Source organism: Brevibacillus borstelensis, from assembly GCF_036700025.1.
Taxonomy (GTDB): Bacteria; Bacillota; Bacilli; order Brevibacillales; family Brevibacillaceae; genus Brevibacillus; species Brevibacillus borstelensis.
In genome coordinates this window covers 3,909,365-3,923,522 of record NZ_CP144922.1, presented here as the reverse complement: position 1 = coordinate 3,923,522, position 14,158 = coordinate 3,909,365, and the positions used below count along the sequence as shown (strand labels likewise).

Annotated in this window: 11 protein-coding genes and 1 pseudogene; 10 read left to right on the top strand and 2 right to left on the bottom strand. The window is 50.8% G+C overall.

The window, feature by feature from the left end; translation table 11 throughout:
• The first annotated feature begins 131 nt into the window (after positions 1–131).
• The 4 genes from mltG (at position 132) to V5G20_RS18910 (ending at position 4,553) form a co-directional block, all read left to right on the top strand.
• Positions 132–1,232 carry an endolytic transglycosylase MltG gene (gene mltG, locus V5G20_RS18925; protein ID WP_003387527.1) on the top strand — a complete coding sequence of 367 codons (1,101 nt, stop codon included), beginning with the start codon at positions 132–134 and terminating at the stop codon, positions 1,230–1,232.
• Between the two features lie 67 nt (positions 1,233–1,299).
• The gene (locus V5G20_RS18920) at positions 1,300–1,935 is read left to right on the top strand and encodes an O-methyltransferase (RefSeq protein ID WP_003387526.1); all 636 of its coding nucleotides are present in this window, start codon (positions 1,300–1,302) and stop codon (positions 1,933–1,935) included.
• A gap of 66 nt (positions 1,936–2,001) precedes the next feature.
• Positions 2,002–2,643: a uridine kinase gene (gene udk, locus V5G20_RS18915; protein WP_003387525.1), complete on the top strand. Its 642-nt coding sequence runs from the start codon at positions 2,002–2,004 to the stop codon at positions 2,641–2,643.
• A gap of 116 nt (positions 2,644–2,759) precedes the next feature.
• The gene (locus tag V5G20_RS18910; RefSeq protein ID WP_122959059.1) at positions 2,760–4,553 is read left to right on the top strand and encodes a peptidoglycan D,D-transpeptidase FtsI family protein; all 1,794 of its coding nucleotides are present in this window, start codon (positions 2,760–2,762) and stop codon (positions 4,551–4,553) included.
• On the opposite strand, the gene V5G20_RS18905 is transcribed toward V5G20_RS18910, so the two are convergent.
• Positions 4,501–4,998 (bottom strand): Mov34/MPN/PAD-1 family protein, encoded by a 498-nt coding sequence (locus V5G20_RS18905; RefSeq protein ID WP_024983692.1) that lies wholly within the window; start codon positions 4,996–4,998, stop codon positions 4,501–4,503. The two genes, V5G20_RS18910 and V5G20_RS18905, sit on opposite strands and share 53 nt — an antisense overlap.
• Positions 4,999–5,181: 183 nt before the next feature.
• Here V5G20_RS18905 and V5G20_RS18900 point away from each other — a divergent pair, with 183 nt between their 5' ends.
• From V5G20_RS18900 to V5G20_RS18875, 6 genes and pseudogenes are all read left to right on the top strand, one after another.
• Complete coding sequence (locus tag V5G20_RS18900) at positions 5,182–6,249, top strand: HD-GYP domain-containing protein (RefSeq protein WP_031932382.1); 1,068 nt, start codon at positions 5,182–5,184, stop codon at positions 6,247–6,249.
• A 569-nt stretch (positions 6,250–6,818) separates the two neighbouring features.
• The gene (gene ltrA / locus V5G20_RS18895) at positions 6,819–8,117 is read left to right on the top strand and encodes a group II intron reverse transcriptase/maturase (protein ID WP_338461780.1); all 1,299 of its coding nucleotides are present in this window, start codon (positions 6,819–6,821) and stop codon (positions 8,115–8,117) included.
• 230 nt (positions 8,118–8,347) lie between these two features.
• Complete coding sequence (locus V5G20_RS18890; RefSeq protein WP_122959057.1) at positions 8,348–8,914, top strand: GNAT family N-acetyltransferase; 567 nt, start codon at positions 8,348–8,350, stop codon at positions 8,912–8,914.
• A gap of 160 nt (positions 8,915–9,074) precedes the next feature.
• A complete protein-coding gene (locus V5G20_RS18885; RefSeq protein WP_161785206.1) occupies positions 9,075–10,766 on the top strand; it encodes a methyl-accepting chemotaxis protein in 1,692 nt (563 codons plus the stop codon).
• Between the two features lie 390 nt (positions 10,767–11,156).
• Complete coding sequence (locus V5G20_RS18880; RefSeq protein ID WP_003387516.1) at positions 11,157–12,146, top strand: hypothetical protein; 990 nt, start codon at positions 11,157–11,159, stop codon at positions 12,144–12,146.
• Between the two features lie 418 nt (positions 12,147–12,564).
• Positions 12,565–12,927 (top strand): annotated as a pseudogene (locus tag V5G20_RS18875) (sigma-70 family RNA polymerase sigma factor); the annotation flags it as partial.
• Between the two features lie 504 nt (positions 12,928–13,431).
• Here the strand turns inward: V5G20_RS18875 and istB are convergent.
• On the bottom strand, positions 13,432–14,157 hold the full coding sequence (istB, locus tag V5G20_RS18870; RefSeq protein WP_172921002.1) for an IS21-like element helper ATPase IstB: 726 nt from the start codon (positions 14,155–14,157) through the stop codon (positions 13,432–13,434).
• Between the last annotated feature and the right edge of the window lies 1 nt (position 14,158).

Sequence of the window (14,158 nt, the reverse complement as noted above, 5' to 3'; positions counted from 1 at the left end):
AGTTGATGACAAGGTAGACATGCCTTCGGTATAATGAAACAGATAATGGGCGGTTACCTTTTACCCGATCGCCCGAGTGTGGCTTGCCGCAGAAATGGAGAAAGGCGCCACCAAGAAGGAGGACTCTTTTAGTGAATCCTATGTCAATCAAACACGACGACCAATCGAATTGGCCGCCAGTGCAAAAGCGGAGAAGGGGAGGCCGTTTTTTCCGTACAGTCGTCATCTTATTCCTGCTGGTGCTGCTCGGTACAGCAGGATTGATCTACTACGTGTATCAGGGCTTGCAGCCAGTGGCCGGAGAAGCCGTTATAAAAGAAGTGCAAATTCCGTCCGGTTCATCCGTAAAACAGATTGGCCGCATTTTGCATGAGAATGGATTGATACGGAATCCCGATCTTTTCGCATACTATGTCAAGTACAAAGGGACAGGCTCCCGCTTGCAGGCCGGAGACTATCAGTTCCAGACAGGGCAAACGATCGATCAGATGCTGCAAGCGATGGAAGAGGGAAAAACCGTCGTCAATGCGATGCGCTTTACGATCCCGGAAGGCTGGAATGTAGAACAGATCGCTGATCACCTGGCCGAGAAAGGCTTGGTAGACAAAGCAAAGTTTCTGCAGGAGGTAAACCAGGGCAGCTTCCCCGAGTTTCCGTTCGTCGCTGCGATACCGCAAAAGGAAGGGCGCAAGCATCGCCTGGAGGGGTACCTGTTTCCGGAAACCTATGAGATCAAGAAGGAAGCCGATGAGCACGAGATTATTTCCAGGATGCTGGCCCAGTTCCAGAAAGAGTGGAAGCCGGAATGGACACAGCAGCTCACGAAGCGAAAAATGACCATCGATGAGGCGGTTACCCTCGCTTCCATTATCGAAAGAGAGGTCGTCGTCGACAAGGAGCGTCCGATCGTAGCCGGCGTATACTACAACCGGATGCGGGAAGGCTGGCTTCTGCAGGCGGACGCCACTGTCCAATTCGTGCTCGGAAAGCAGCGGGACAGAATTACGTATGACGACTTGAAGGTAGAAAGTCCGTACAATACGTATCTGCACCCAGGCCTGCCTCCCGGTCCGATCGCCAATCCGGGCAGAGCGTCGCTCGCTGCTGCCGTATCGCCGGAGAGCCATGATTACTTTTTCTATGTCACGAAAAAGGACGGCACCTCGGAGCATTACTTCTCCAAAACGCTGGCAGAGCACAACGCACTGGATAAAAAGAGCCGGGGAAAATAGCAGCGTATTCTGCTATTGCAATGGCTTTGTGATATAATAATTCGGTTGTAAAAAAGGGGGTGACGTGATGATAACCAATCCTGCGATCGACGAATATGTATCGGGACTGGTTCCCCCGCGTTCTCCATTGCTGCAGCGCATGGAAGCAGAGGCGCAGGCAGAAGGCATACCGATTGTGCAGTTGCCTACTGCCCAGGTGATGCGGTCTTATCTGCAGCTTCACCGCCCGGAGCAAATCCTCGAAGTCGGAACGGCGATCGGGTATTCGACGATCTGGATGGCCGAAGCGGCACCGCAAGCGCGGATTGTGACGATGGACATCGACGAGGAAAGACTGCATAGAGCGAGAGCGAACTTGAGCGAGGCAGGCGTTGCAGACCGGGTAGAGGTTCTTCTCAAAGACGCTACGACCGGCCTTCCGGATTCGTATCATTTCGATTGTCTGTTTATCGATGCGGCAAAGGGACAGTACCGTGCGTTTCTGGACCTGTATCTGCCGCTGCTGCGGCCGGGCGGCATGGTGCTGACAGACAATGTCTTGTTCCGCGGTCTTGTTGCCACTCCGGAGGAAGCCGGGAAAAGACTGCGTCCCATGGTGGACAAGCTGATTGGCTTTAATCACTATCTGGCCCAGCATCCCGACCTGGAAACTGCGTTTATCCCTGTCGGAGACGGTCTGGCTGTCAGTTTTAAAAAAAGATAACAAGCGACAAAGATAACCTCGAACAAAACTGTTGAAGAGGGCTGCATGAGGAAGGGGATATGAATCATGGGTCACCCCGTTGTGATTGGGGTAGCTGGGGGCAGCGGTTCCGGCAAAACTACAGTAGCAAGAGAATTGTACCGACAATTTCAAAATGACAGCGTCACGATGATTGAGCAGGATTCGTACTACAAGGATCAGAGCCACTTGAGCCTGGAGGAGCGGGTGCTCACCAATTATGACCATCCGTTTGCGTTTGACAATGACCTCCTGCTGGCCCAGTTGCAAGAGTTGATCGAAGGCAGAGCAATCGAAAAGCCCATCTACGACTTCAAGGTGCACAACCGCAAGCAGGAAACGGTACGGGTCGAACCGAAGGATGTCATCATTTTGGAAGGCATGCTGATTTTGGAGGACCCCCGGATTCGCGAGCTGATGGACATCAAGGTATTTGTCGATACGGATGCCGATGTGCGGATTGTCCGCAGAATCGTACGGGATATCGAAGAGAGGGGCCGCTCTCTCGAGTCTGTCGTGAGCCAGTATCTGGAGGTTGTCCGCCCGATGCATCTGCAATTTATCGAGCCTACAAAGCGGTACGCTGATGTGATCGTCCCTGAAGGCGGATACAACCGGGTAGCCCTTGATTTATTGTCGACGAAAATACGCGATATCCTGCTGGAAAAGCAGCAGGTGGCAAATCGCTGAAAACGAATGTCGGAAACGAAAACGACGTGCAGAACACGCCCATCATGAGGCGTGTTTTTTGTTTCCGCCGCCTTCATTCGGGACATACTGGATGGAAAAGGCTGGAGGGATGAGGGATGCAGCTGGAGCGGAGGATGAAAAGAAGACAATTCATTTTGTTGCTGGGAATGACTGTTCTATGGCTCGGCCTCGTCGCGAGGCTGTGGTGGATTCAGGTGGGGGCGGCTCACCGCTTTACAAAGAGAGGCATCGATCTGGTGAAAAACGCGGTGAAACAGAGGCAACAGAGCATCGTCCTTCACAGCGGCAGGGGAGATATCCTGGATCGAAACGGCTACCGGTTCACAGGAGAAGAGCAGCTGGCGCTGATCCTGTTTCCACTGGCCCGCGGCAGCTTGAAAGGGACCGACGGATTAAAACAGGTCGCTTCGATTGCAGGTGTGAGCGAAGAGCAGCTGAATGACCTGATGAAAAACGCCAAGACTCCTGTGATGCTGAGAGATACGTCCAAACGCCTGGTGGCGCTTTCGGAAAAGCAGGCGGAGAGGATCAACAAGCTGGCGATCCCGGGGATTGTCTCATTGGCAGTAACGGAACGGTATCGGAGCGAAGAGGTTGCCAAACATGTGATCGGATATATCCACCGGAACCCGGAGCTGGTCCAATCGCTCTACCCGGATGAATGGAAGCAAGGGAAGAAAAATGCCGAGACTACGGTAGGGGCATCGGGTCTTGAAAGGAGCTTTGACAGGTTTTTGCAAGGAATCGAGCCATCTGTCCTGTCTTATTACGTGGATGGAGAAGGGAACCCGCTGCGAGGTCTGGATATCCGCTATACGAGTCAGCAAAACGAGTACTACCCGCTTTCGCTGCTTTCGACACTGGATGCCCAGATGCAGCGGAGCGTGGAGCGGATTATCGACCAGCGAGGCCTGAACGTAGGTTCAGTAGTCGTTCTGGACGTCTCCACTGGCGATGTTCTGGCGATGGCGAGCCGCCCCGCCTACGATCAGTCCAGGGTGGAGGCAGAGAAAGGGGATTGGCAAAATCGTGCGGTCAAGCAGCTTCCGCCGGGCTCGGTTTTTAAAACCGTAGTGGCTGCCGCCGCTCTTTCGGAGGGGATCATCTCGCCGACGGAACGGTTTCACTGCAGCGGCAGCTACGGCAAATACGGATTTTCCTGCTGGAAAAAGGAAGGTCACGGATCGCTGACAATGGACGAGGCATTTGCCCACTCTTGCAATATCGCGTTTGCAGAGATCGCCAAGCGGGTAGGCGGGGAAAAGCTGGAGGAGTATGCCCGGCGATTGGGATTGCTGACACAGGTAGGGGATCGTACAGCTCATCTGTTCAAACTGGAAGGCTTTCGCCAAATAGACGGCGAGGAAAAAGGGCGGGTCTATTTGGATGACGTGTCGCGAAAAGACGAAGGCGTATTGATTCAGACAGCAATCGGACAGCGAGATGTCCGAATGACCCCGCTGCAGATTGCCAATATGATGGCGACGATCGCCCGTGGGGGACAGCCGGGCCAGGCAAGGCTTGTACAGGAAATCACGTATAAAAACGGCCAATCGTTTTTTCGGTTTCCCGTTCAGTCCCTGGACGAAGCGGGAATTGATTATGTGACTGCCAAAAAGCTGAGAACACTATTGAGACTTGTGGTCACGAGCGGTACGGGGAAGCTTTTGAACAACAGCTCATGGCCGATTGCCGGCAAAAGCGGAACGGCTCAGACGGGAGCCGGGCATAACGAGAGAAACCATTTGTGGTTTGCTGGCTACGCTCCGGCTGACAACCCGCGCTATGCCATTTGTGTTGTTGCCGAAAATCAGCCGGTGTCGACCGGAAACAGGGCTATGGAGATTTTTCAAGACGTTGTTGAAGAAATTGCCGGTCGATCACTCTGAGATCCTTTACCTCGGAAAGGGTATCGCCAAGACTGTAGGCTCTGCCCTGCAACTGATTGCGCTTGTTTAGACCGACGATCAGCATGAAAGGGGAAGTGGACATGTATACAGACTGTGATGCCTTTTCCCAAATGGTCCGTCGATCCCCTTTGCTCGGGGACAATCGGCGAACCGTATGGCTGTGCCAATCTCCAATGTATTGCCACGGTCTGCGTCTTCGCTGTTTTCTCACCAGGTTGCGCAAATGCTGGTCGTCAAACATGATCGAGTGGGGCTGATGAATGGCTTTGGGACCAGGTCCGCTGGCATAGGTCACAAGCCATTCTTCTCTATCCTCGCTTATCGGATACCCCATCAGGACGCCGCCCGTCTCCAGATAGGGGTTTTTTCGTACGGCTTGCTCAATCTGCCGCCATACCTTTGGTGTGAGATACAATGAAGCCATTGCAGGAAAACCTCCTTCGCTGCAAATCCGATGCTTTTTATAAAGGCCGCCTCCTATCATATGACGAGATCAAGTCAGGTGACCCGGGTCAATTACCCATGTAAGGCAAAAAAAGGGTTGTAAGTCAAAAGGCGCTTTTCCTATAATTTAGAAAAAGAGTGTTGCAGGAAAGGTTTTGATCCTATGCCATTGGCTTCTGTTAATCTCTTGTTGGTTGGATGCGTCCTCGAAAAGGATTTGTATTCGCATAGCGGGATCCTCCTGCTGCAAAAAGGAACGGTTCTCACGGAAACGCATGTACAGCTTTTTCGCAAACAGCGGATCAATCATGTGCATATTACGGATCGCACCTGGTCCGAGGGGAACGGTGAAGAAATTTCTAATCAGCTGATGGATTTAGGGACGGATCAGGAAAGCGTGGCATTTTATTTGGAAGCGATGGAAGATACGCGCCGCTTGTTCGAAAGCGTTGAGCTGGAGCGAATGCCTCGGCTGGAGGAATTTACAGAAGCATTTCACAAAGTCGCCAATTGCACCAAAAAGCGAATGGGACTGTTTCGCTCCCTGTATGTACTTGAGGGAGCTGACAGCTATACATACCGCCATTCCATAAACGTCGGCATTCTCTCAACCTTGATAGCCCAGCTCCTCAAGTGGGACGACGAGCGCGTCAAGATCATGGGAGCTGCTGGCTTTTTGCACGATATCGGAAAAATGAAGGTTCCCAAAGAGATTTTGCTCAAGCCGGGGAAATTGACGGACGAAGAATTTGCCCAGATGAAGCAGCACACCGTCTATGGCTATGAGCTGATCAACGAGATGGAAGGATGCTGTGAAACTCTCTTGCTTTGTGCTCTGCTTCACCATGAGCGGCTGGACGGCTCCGGCTATCCGGAAGGAAGGACCAAGGAGAATATTCCGATTGAATGCCAGGTGCTTGCCGTTGCCGACATGTTTGACGCGATCTGTTCAGACCGTGTGTACAAGACCCGCACATCGCCCTTTGAAGCGGCCCAACTTCTGTGGAAATCGGCCTGTGAGGGGCTGCTCAACATTGAAATTGTTACCGTGTTTGTCCGCTACATTGCGCAGCTGTACGTCGGGGCCAGGGCAAGGCTGAATGACGGGGAAGAGGTCGAAATCATTCTCATTCATCAAGATGAACCGATGAGGCCGTTGGTCCGCAGGAAAAAGGAATTTGTTGATCTGCGAAACCACCGTTCGCTCACCATTGAAAAAATGATTGTATAGGCATTCGCCAGCAAGGAGGCGCTCTTTTTGAAAGAGCGTCTTTTTTCTATGGGGCGTGCCCAGCAAGCCGTTAATTGCTAGTTGGTGAAAGTCCAACCGAGGCAGGAGCCAAGTCACCTCGTAGCTGACAGGCAACTGGTGGAGAAATCCTAAGGTTGAAGCCCTGTGACAAAGTAACTCGAAAGAGTGCGAGCAAATCAGCAGGCCGTAACATAAAGTGAATCCTGCAGCCTCGTTAAGAAAGACCACCGAGAGGTGGACAAAGGGAAGCCGAGCTTGTTTCATATGGGCGAAGGCCAAGGACGGTGTGGAGAACTTGGAATACAGCACCTATGAATCCCTCGGGGTATGGGGAGCGGTATGTTGAGAAAGTAGTTAACGGAACTGGGGAGACCCTACTCTGCACGCCCCGTCAGGAGCGTAAAACGGAAACCTATAACCGTAAGGGAAGTGGTGGATGGCAGAGAGGGAGTCGGAGGGGTTCATAGTACCGATGAACATAAGGACAACACAACCTTATGGAGGGAAGGAGCCCTGCTTTGTTCACGGGTCGAAGGAGGTAAGAGTGAGTGAATGCAAGTAAACTTGCTAACTACACCGATGTAAAAGCTCGACAACTTTGGACAACCCTATATCTTTGTGCCAAGGCAAACTCAAAACGGCGATTTCATGCCTTGTATGACAAAATCTACCGCCCGGATATTCTAGCGACAGCTTGGAGGAGAGTAAAAGCAAATAAAGGGAGCGGAGGAATCGACGGACAATCCATCGCACAGATTGTGGAGGAGTATGGGGAGAGCCGTTTTCTTAACGAGATCTATCTAGATTTAAAAGAAAAGCGGTATCGTCCACATCCGGTTCGTCGAACTTACATCCCTAAACCGGATGGCAAGAAACGTCCACTCGGCATCCCGACGATCAAGGATCGGGTGGTCCAAATGGCTACTAAGCTAGTCATTGAACCGATCTTTGAAGCTGATTTTCGGGACTGTTCTTATGGCTTTCGGCCAGGAAGAAATGCTCACCAGGCAATTGCACAGATACGCAAAGCAAGCAAGAGGTGTTATTGGGTCGTAGATGTTGACATTAAAGGGTATTTCGACAACATCAACCATGAGAAGTTGATGAAACTGGTCGAAATGAGAATCAGCGACAGACGTGTTCTGAAACTTATCCGACAATGGCTGCAGGCTGGGGTCATGGAAAATGATCAATTCCATGAAACAGAACTGGGAACTCCGCAAGGAGGGGTAATCTCGCCTCTTCTTTCAAACATCTATCTAAACTACATGGACACCATTTGGGAAAATCAATTCTCCCATCTTGGCACACTTATCCGCTATGCGGATGACTTCGTTATCATGTGCAGAACCAAACAAGAAGCATTGGAAAGCATTCAAGTGCTGATGGCTATTCTAAACAAGCTGGAGCTTAGTCTCAGTAAAGAGAAATCTAGACTCGTTAATATTTGGGACAATTCCACTGGGTTTGACTTTCTTGGGCTGCACCATCGCAAATTCCCCGTGTTCAACAAAGGGGGGAGCAAGGTATTTGCTATGTCTCATGTACCAGCTAAGAAAGCAATGAAGGATATGAGACGTAAAATTAAGGAATACACTGCACCAAGGAACAAACTGTTTCTGTCTCTAGAAGAGCTAGTGAAAGGGCTAAATCGCAAGCTAAGGGGGTTCAAGAACTACTACTTCATCTCGCCCATCGCCAAACGATGGGCAAGACGGATAGACTGGTATGTGATTGAACGCCTTACAATCTTCTGCAACAAGAAAAGAAGCAAGCGGAATAAACATGCCGGAAAGCTGAAGGTCATACAAAACACGCAGGGTAGTTTATTGAAATTAGCCGGATAAAGTAAGCCGAATGCCAAAGAAAGAAGAACATCGGAAAGCCGTATGAGGGAAAACCTCACGTACGGTTTGATGAGGGGGAGCTGAAATGAGCAAGGCGACCATACGGTCGCCCGAAAGTTTCAGTTCTCTACTCTACATCGACCTTTTTTCATTGTTATGGCAAAATGGTATAGTATGTCTATACGTAGACAGAACACAGAGTTCTGACAGGGGAATGCAAGGAGGCAAACATGATACGATACGCGGCACCAGAGGACGCAAGTTGGGCGGCCCCTCTGATCTATGAAGCAATCGGGGATATTGCCCACACATTGACCGGAGCGGATAAACAGGATGAGGCCATTAAAGTCATGGAGCAGTTTTTCCGGGAAAAACAGAACCGGATCAGCCATGAAAATTGCATGATCGCCGTAGCCGAAGGGAAACCGGCAGGCCTTTTGATCAGCTATCACGGGAGCAGAACCGAGGAGCTGGACAGGCCATTTGCCAAGCGCTTGGAACAACTAACCGGAACAGCTCCCATCATCGTCAAAGAAGCACGCTCAGACGAATATTATCTCGATACGCTTGTCGTCGACCCGAATTATCGGGGAAAAGGCATTGGCACGCGGCTTTTGGCCAGTTTTGAAGAGGAAGCGATACGGCAGGGGTATGAACGGACAGCCCTGCTGGTGGAAAAAGACAATGTTCGCGCACGCCAGTTATACGAGCATATCGGGTATCAGACGGATGGCTCGTTGATGGTCAGCGGGCATTTGTACGATCATATGGTCAAAATGCTGGCAGTCCCGATCTAGGACGTTCATGCAAAGGACGTGGCCCCCGATTTTCCTGCAGGATCACGGGGGCTTTGTTTTATCTATCAATATATTGGTACTATCTTCCTTGTGAAAATTATGATAATTGGGTACTATGGAGTAGGGGTTTATCTTGCATGATATACGGAGGATGATGAATTTGTCGCTGTCTATTCGCAACAAGTTATTGCTGGGATTCTTGGGTATCGTGCTCATGTTTGGGATTACAAATGGCGTTGCTTATTTATTTATCAAGCAGCTCAATGATTCCTATGCGGAACTGCTTGGCAAACGGGTCCAGGTTTTGGAAAATGCAAAAGAAATCCAAAACAGTGCTTCACGGGAAATTTCCACGCTACGGGCCGTTCTGTTGGCCGAAGCGAATTCGGCCGGTACTATGGACGAAGCGATTGAAACTCTGGATGCCACGATCAAATCGACTGTTGAATTGGTTTCTACGGAGGAAGAAAAAACACTTTTGGAAAGCCTGCAGCGTTTGAATGACCAGTATAAGGAAAAGGCTGTCCAAGTCGAAAAGCTGATCGGCACCAATGATTGGGAGAACGCAAAGCGGGTCGCTCTCAACGATGCCATGCCAGTCTCCCGCGAAATCAGAAATTTGGCAAATTTGCTCGTGGACAATGAAAAGAAGCTGATGGAAGCGGAGACCTTGCAAAACAGCGAGCTGGTTGAGCAGATACGCAATACAATCAAGATCATCAGCTTGGTCGCCATTGCCTCAGCGATCGTCGTCGGCTTTTGGCTCTCCCGCCATATTTCCAAGCCGATCGTTCAGTTGACCGCTGCGGCAGAGCGGGTCGCAGCCGGCGATTTGACAGTTGCGATCGGGCGCGTCAAAAATCGTGACGAATTGGGCAAACTGGCGCAGGCCTTTGGGCAGATGGTGAAAAATCTCCGCACGCTGGTGACGGAAGTAGTGGGCAATGCGCAGCAGGTCGCCGCTTCATCCGAGCAGCTTACTGCCAGTGCAGAGCAGACCACTCAGGCGACCAACCAGATCGCGTCTGCTATTCAGGGAGTCGCTCATGGAGCGGAGGTACAGGGCCGCAGCGTAGAAGACAGTGTCCGTCTCATTACCGAGATGAATTTGGGCGTCCAGCGGGTAGCACAAACAGCAGCGAACGTAGCCGAGGTTTCCGTCGAGACGTCGAAAGAAACCGAGCGCGGCAATGAAATGATTCACAGGGTTATCGACCAGATGCAGACGATCAGCGATGCCGTCGGGCAAACTGACCAAGTGGTCAAGAGGCTGGAGCAAAGATCCAAGCAAATCGATGAGATCATCCAGGTCATTACCGGCATCTCCGATCAGACCAACCTGCTTGCTCTGAACGCCGCGATTGAAGCGGCACGAGCGGGAGAGCACGGTAGAGGCTTTGCAGTCGTGGCAGATGAAGTGCGCAAACTGGCCGAGCAGTCCAAGAACTCTGCCGAGCAAATCGCCAATCTGATCCGTGAGATTCAATCTGATACGTCCCATGCCGTTGCTGCCATGGAACAAGGACAGAAGGAAGTAGCCGCAGGCAGGGAGATTGTCGAAGAGACAGGAGCAGGCTTCCAGCGCATTTTCCACGCAGTCGAGCAAACCTCTGCGCAAATTCAGGAAGTGACCGCAGTCGCCGAGGAGATGACCGCCAGCTCCGAACAAATCAAGGCGTCTATCGAGGAGATGGCCCGAATTGCGGAGGAGTCGGCAGCCAATTCGCAAAATGTCGCATCCGTTTCCGAAGAACAGCTCGCCTCCATGCAGGAAATTGCGGCGTCTGCCGGGGCGTTGGAGAAAATGGCAGAGGAGCTGCGAACGCTGGTCTCGAGGTTTCGGGTGTCGTAGCATTCAAAGGCAGAAGGCCGCATCAGGCTAAGCGAAAAGCCTGAAGGCGTATATAGAGTACCACCAGGAGAGGACACTCGCGATACGCGCGAAGGGTCCTCTCTTTTTGTTCAGCCGCATCCATCGTTCATAACCGAATTTCACAGCCGGCCCAAAATGTCCATCCAGAACAGGTAACCGAACTGAGGGACATTGGTGAAAAGAAGAACTAGTCGGTAGGCCCCACAATGAGAAGAAACTCCCTCACAAGACCTGGTAGTATGGAACGAACCTGGGGATCTATGAGGAGGCACAGAGGCAGGATATGGTAGAATGATAGAAGCGCGCTGCGGCATATGTCATAGATGTGCCGACGCGAATAAAAAAGGAAGTAAAGGGGTCGCCGTACAAGTGAAAAAGAAACATGTGGTCATCATCGCTGCTTTACTGATACTGATAGCGGCCGGCTTTGCCGTATGGTCTTTTACCGCGGTTCGGCTCGCGGAGGGGTACGTGTACGAAGAGGAGAACCGGGTCCTGCACGCCAAGGTCATTCCGGGAAAAGAGAACGTAACCGTAGAACTACAGGAAGCGAAGGTTGAGACGATCGACGATCTCCCGGCAGTGACAAACACCACCTATATTTTTACAGGCTCTTTGGAAGAGGGGAAATTGTCACTGACTACACAACAGGGGCAAGCCGTTGCCGCAGCAGTGACGCCGGACGAGCTCGTCTTCCATGGGCAATGGCTGGAGCAGTATGAACCGGAAACGAAGCTTGTGGCGACACAAACAACGGCCTACAATGAAAAACTTGTGGCTTTGAATCAGCGGGTCAGCGAGAGAGCGGAGGATATCAAAAAGCAGCGGGCCGAGCAAAAAGCGAAGGAAGCGGCGGAATTGGCAAAAAAAGTGGAGCAGCTGACAAAGCTGGAGGCGGATATCGCTGAAAATGTGAAGTATTTGTCCGATTTGAACGTTTCCGAGGATCAGGCCATTTACGAACAGCACCTCGCAGATTTGCAGGCGCTCTCGGAGGAAATAGCGGCTTTGGGTCAAGACACAGGCATGTCAGAGGTAAAGTCATCCATGGTGGCCAGCATGAGCGCAGTTATGGATGGTATCCATGTGCTCGATGCAAGCATAGGGCAAAAGGCCAAGTCGATCAGCAATATTATCGAAATTATGCAAGGCGATTTGAATCAGGCTGAGGTATTGTGGAGTCAGGTAAAAGAGCAGATCGCCGACAAAGAAAACCGCACGAAAAAGTACAACGAAGTGGCTCAAGCCGGAAAGGAAGCGCTCGGGAAAGCAAAACAGGAGCTGGCGGCAGCGAATAAAATCTTAAACGGCTACAAGAGCAAGGCCGAGGGATACTACCGCAAGGCGACGGCGAATTGACGCATTCGATCCAGAAAGAGACGTCAGCTCTATGGATTAACCGGTTATCGGTGGAATTAAGAAATGACAAGCAGTGGCAAAAAGGAAGAGACACAGAAAGCAGACAGTACTGACAAGCAGGCTTATTTTGTCTTTCCTTACGATTCCGACAAGAAGACAAGACAAACCGATAATCCCAAGTAGCAAGGGAACCAAAATAAACCATATATTCTCGATGATGATGATATTCTCACCATGTCTGAACATGCGTATCCTCCTTTGCACAGTGACTCATCAGTGCTTGGCGAAGAAAGTGTCGTAGGTGCAAGCAAAGTGGAAACGATCATTTTTCCCTGCGGTTTCCCTGTACATGCACGAGTAGGCAATCGCCCACATAAGGATAGAAATAAGCGCATATCCTTCGTGGGAGGTGGCAAGCGTGTCCAGCATCTTTGCGGCGCTTTCTCTGTTTATCAAGGAAATCATGCTGTTCGTGGCCTACGTCAAAAACAATGCTTTTCCCCAACCGCTGCCTGACACGGAAGAGGAAAAGTACCTCCGGCTGATGGCCAAAGGCGACCCGATCGCCCGGAATAAGCTCATTGAGCACAACCTGCGGCTGGTTGCCCACATTGTGAAAAAATTTGAAAACACCGGCGAGGACAGCGAAGACCTCATTTCCATCGGAACGATTGGGCTGATCAAGGCCATCGAGAGCTACCAGGTGGATAAGGGGACAAAGCTGGCGACGTATGCAGCGCGGTGCATTGAAAACGAGATATTAATGTCAAAGGAGAGCCTAAGCTCTCCTTTGTTTGTTATGTGCTTTGAATCTTTGGGAACTATTCATTACGCACTGCCTCTGTGAGTTCCTCCATAATTGAAGCAATCTCTTTTTCTCTGTCGTAGATGATGCTTTCACGACCAACTCCAACATAACAACTTTCTGTAGATATTCTTTTTCGTCAAAATGATATGTGGTGAGAATTTCTTCGCCTTTCTCACAAAAAACGAGTTCAGCTTTTGTTCCTTTTTTCCACTTGGAGAAATTTATCTGGCTGTAATCTGGATCGACAGCGTTCTCAATTAATTCCGATGGCCAAGGGGAGCTGGAAAGAAAAGCGTGGCATTTTGATTGCATTCTTGGGACCGGATGATGACGCCACCGATTTCCTACCGGCGGAACTTCCGAAAAGCCGGTTGAAGGGACAACGAACCAGCCTTAACCGGCGCTCGTGTGTTTTGCAAGTAGAAAATGCTCAGCTTTGCAGCCAAAATTGCCTAAGCACTTGCCAGCCGTTTGAAACTACAAAGGAATCCTATCCATTGCCTGTTTGAAGCGGAAACTCTCACCTGTGAATGAGAGGATATGAGCGTGGTGTACCAGACGATCAACGAGCGCCGACGTGAGCTTCGTGTCTCCAAACACCGATGTCCATTGGCCAAACTCCAGGTTAGATGTAACGATCACACTCTGTTGCTCATAGCAATCCGCAATCACGTTAAACAATAACTCAGAACCGGTTTGGCTGAACGGCACGTAGCCGACTTCATCGAGAATAAGTAAATCTATCTTTTTCAATTTCTCGCGAAATCGGCTGAGTGTTCCCGCCACAAATTTTTCCTGAAGTACAGAAACCAAATCGGAAGCCCGGTAGAACTGTACCGCCTTGCCCCGGCGGCAAGCCTCCACGCCCAGTGCCGTTGCCATATGGGTTTTCCCTGTGCCGACGGCACCCATTAAGAGTAAATTTTCTTTGCGTTCGAGCCAATCCAATTCCTGGAGCAGCTCCGGACTACTGCCACTAGGGAAAGAGATATGGTCATACACATACCCCTCGAAAGTCTTAATATGCGGGAACCCCGCCTGCTGAACAAGCTTACCTAACTTGGCACGGCGGCGGCCGTCCAGTTCCGCAACAAGGATTTGCTCCACAATGCTACGAATCTGCTCATTCTGTTGAACGGATACGTAGTCCACGACATGCGCCAATCGGAGTTGTCGGCACAAATCTCCCAATGCCGTCGGCATC

What these genes read in the sequence shown, in the direction of transcription:
- V5G20_RS18905 (WP_024983692.1), bottom strand. Translation starts at nt 4,998, where the DNA reads ATGGCTTCATTGTATCTCACACCAAAGGTATGGCGGCAGATTGAGCAA.
- udk (WP_003387525.1), top strand. Translation starts at nt 2,002, where the DNA reads ATGGGTCACCCCGTTGTGATTGGGGTAGCTGGGGGCAGCGGTTCCGGC.
- V5G20_RS18920 (WP_003387526.1), top strand. Translation starts at nt 1,300, where the DNA reads ATGATAACCAATCCTGCGATCGACGAATATGTATCGGGACTGGTTCCC.
- V5G20_RS18890 (WP_122959057.1), top strand. Translation starts at nt 8,348, where the DNA reads ATGATACGATACGCGGCACCAGAGGACGCAAGTTGGGCGGCCCCTCTG.
- istB (WP_172921002.1), bottom strand. Translation starts at nt 14,157, where the DNA reads ATGCCGACGGCATTGGGAGATTTGTGCCGACAACTCCGATTGGCGCAT.
- V5G20_RS18900 (WP_031932382.1), top strand. Translation starts at nt 5,182, where the DNA reads ATGCCATTGGCTTCTGTTAATCTCTTGTTGGTTGGATGCGTCCTCGAA.
- V5G20_RS18910 (WP_122959059.1), top strand. Translation starts at nt 2,760, where the DNA reads ATGCAGCTGGAGCGGAGGATGAAAAGAAGACAATTCATTTTGTTGCTG.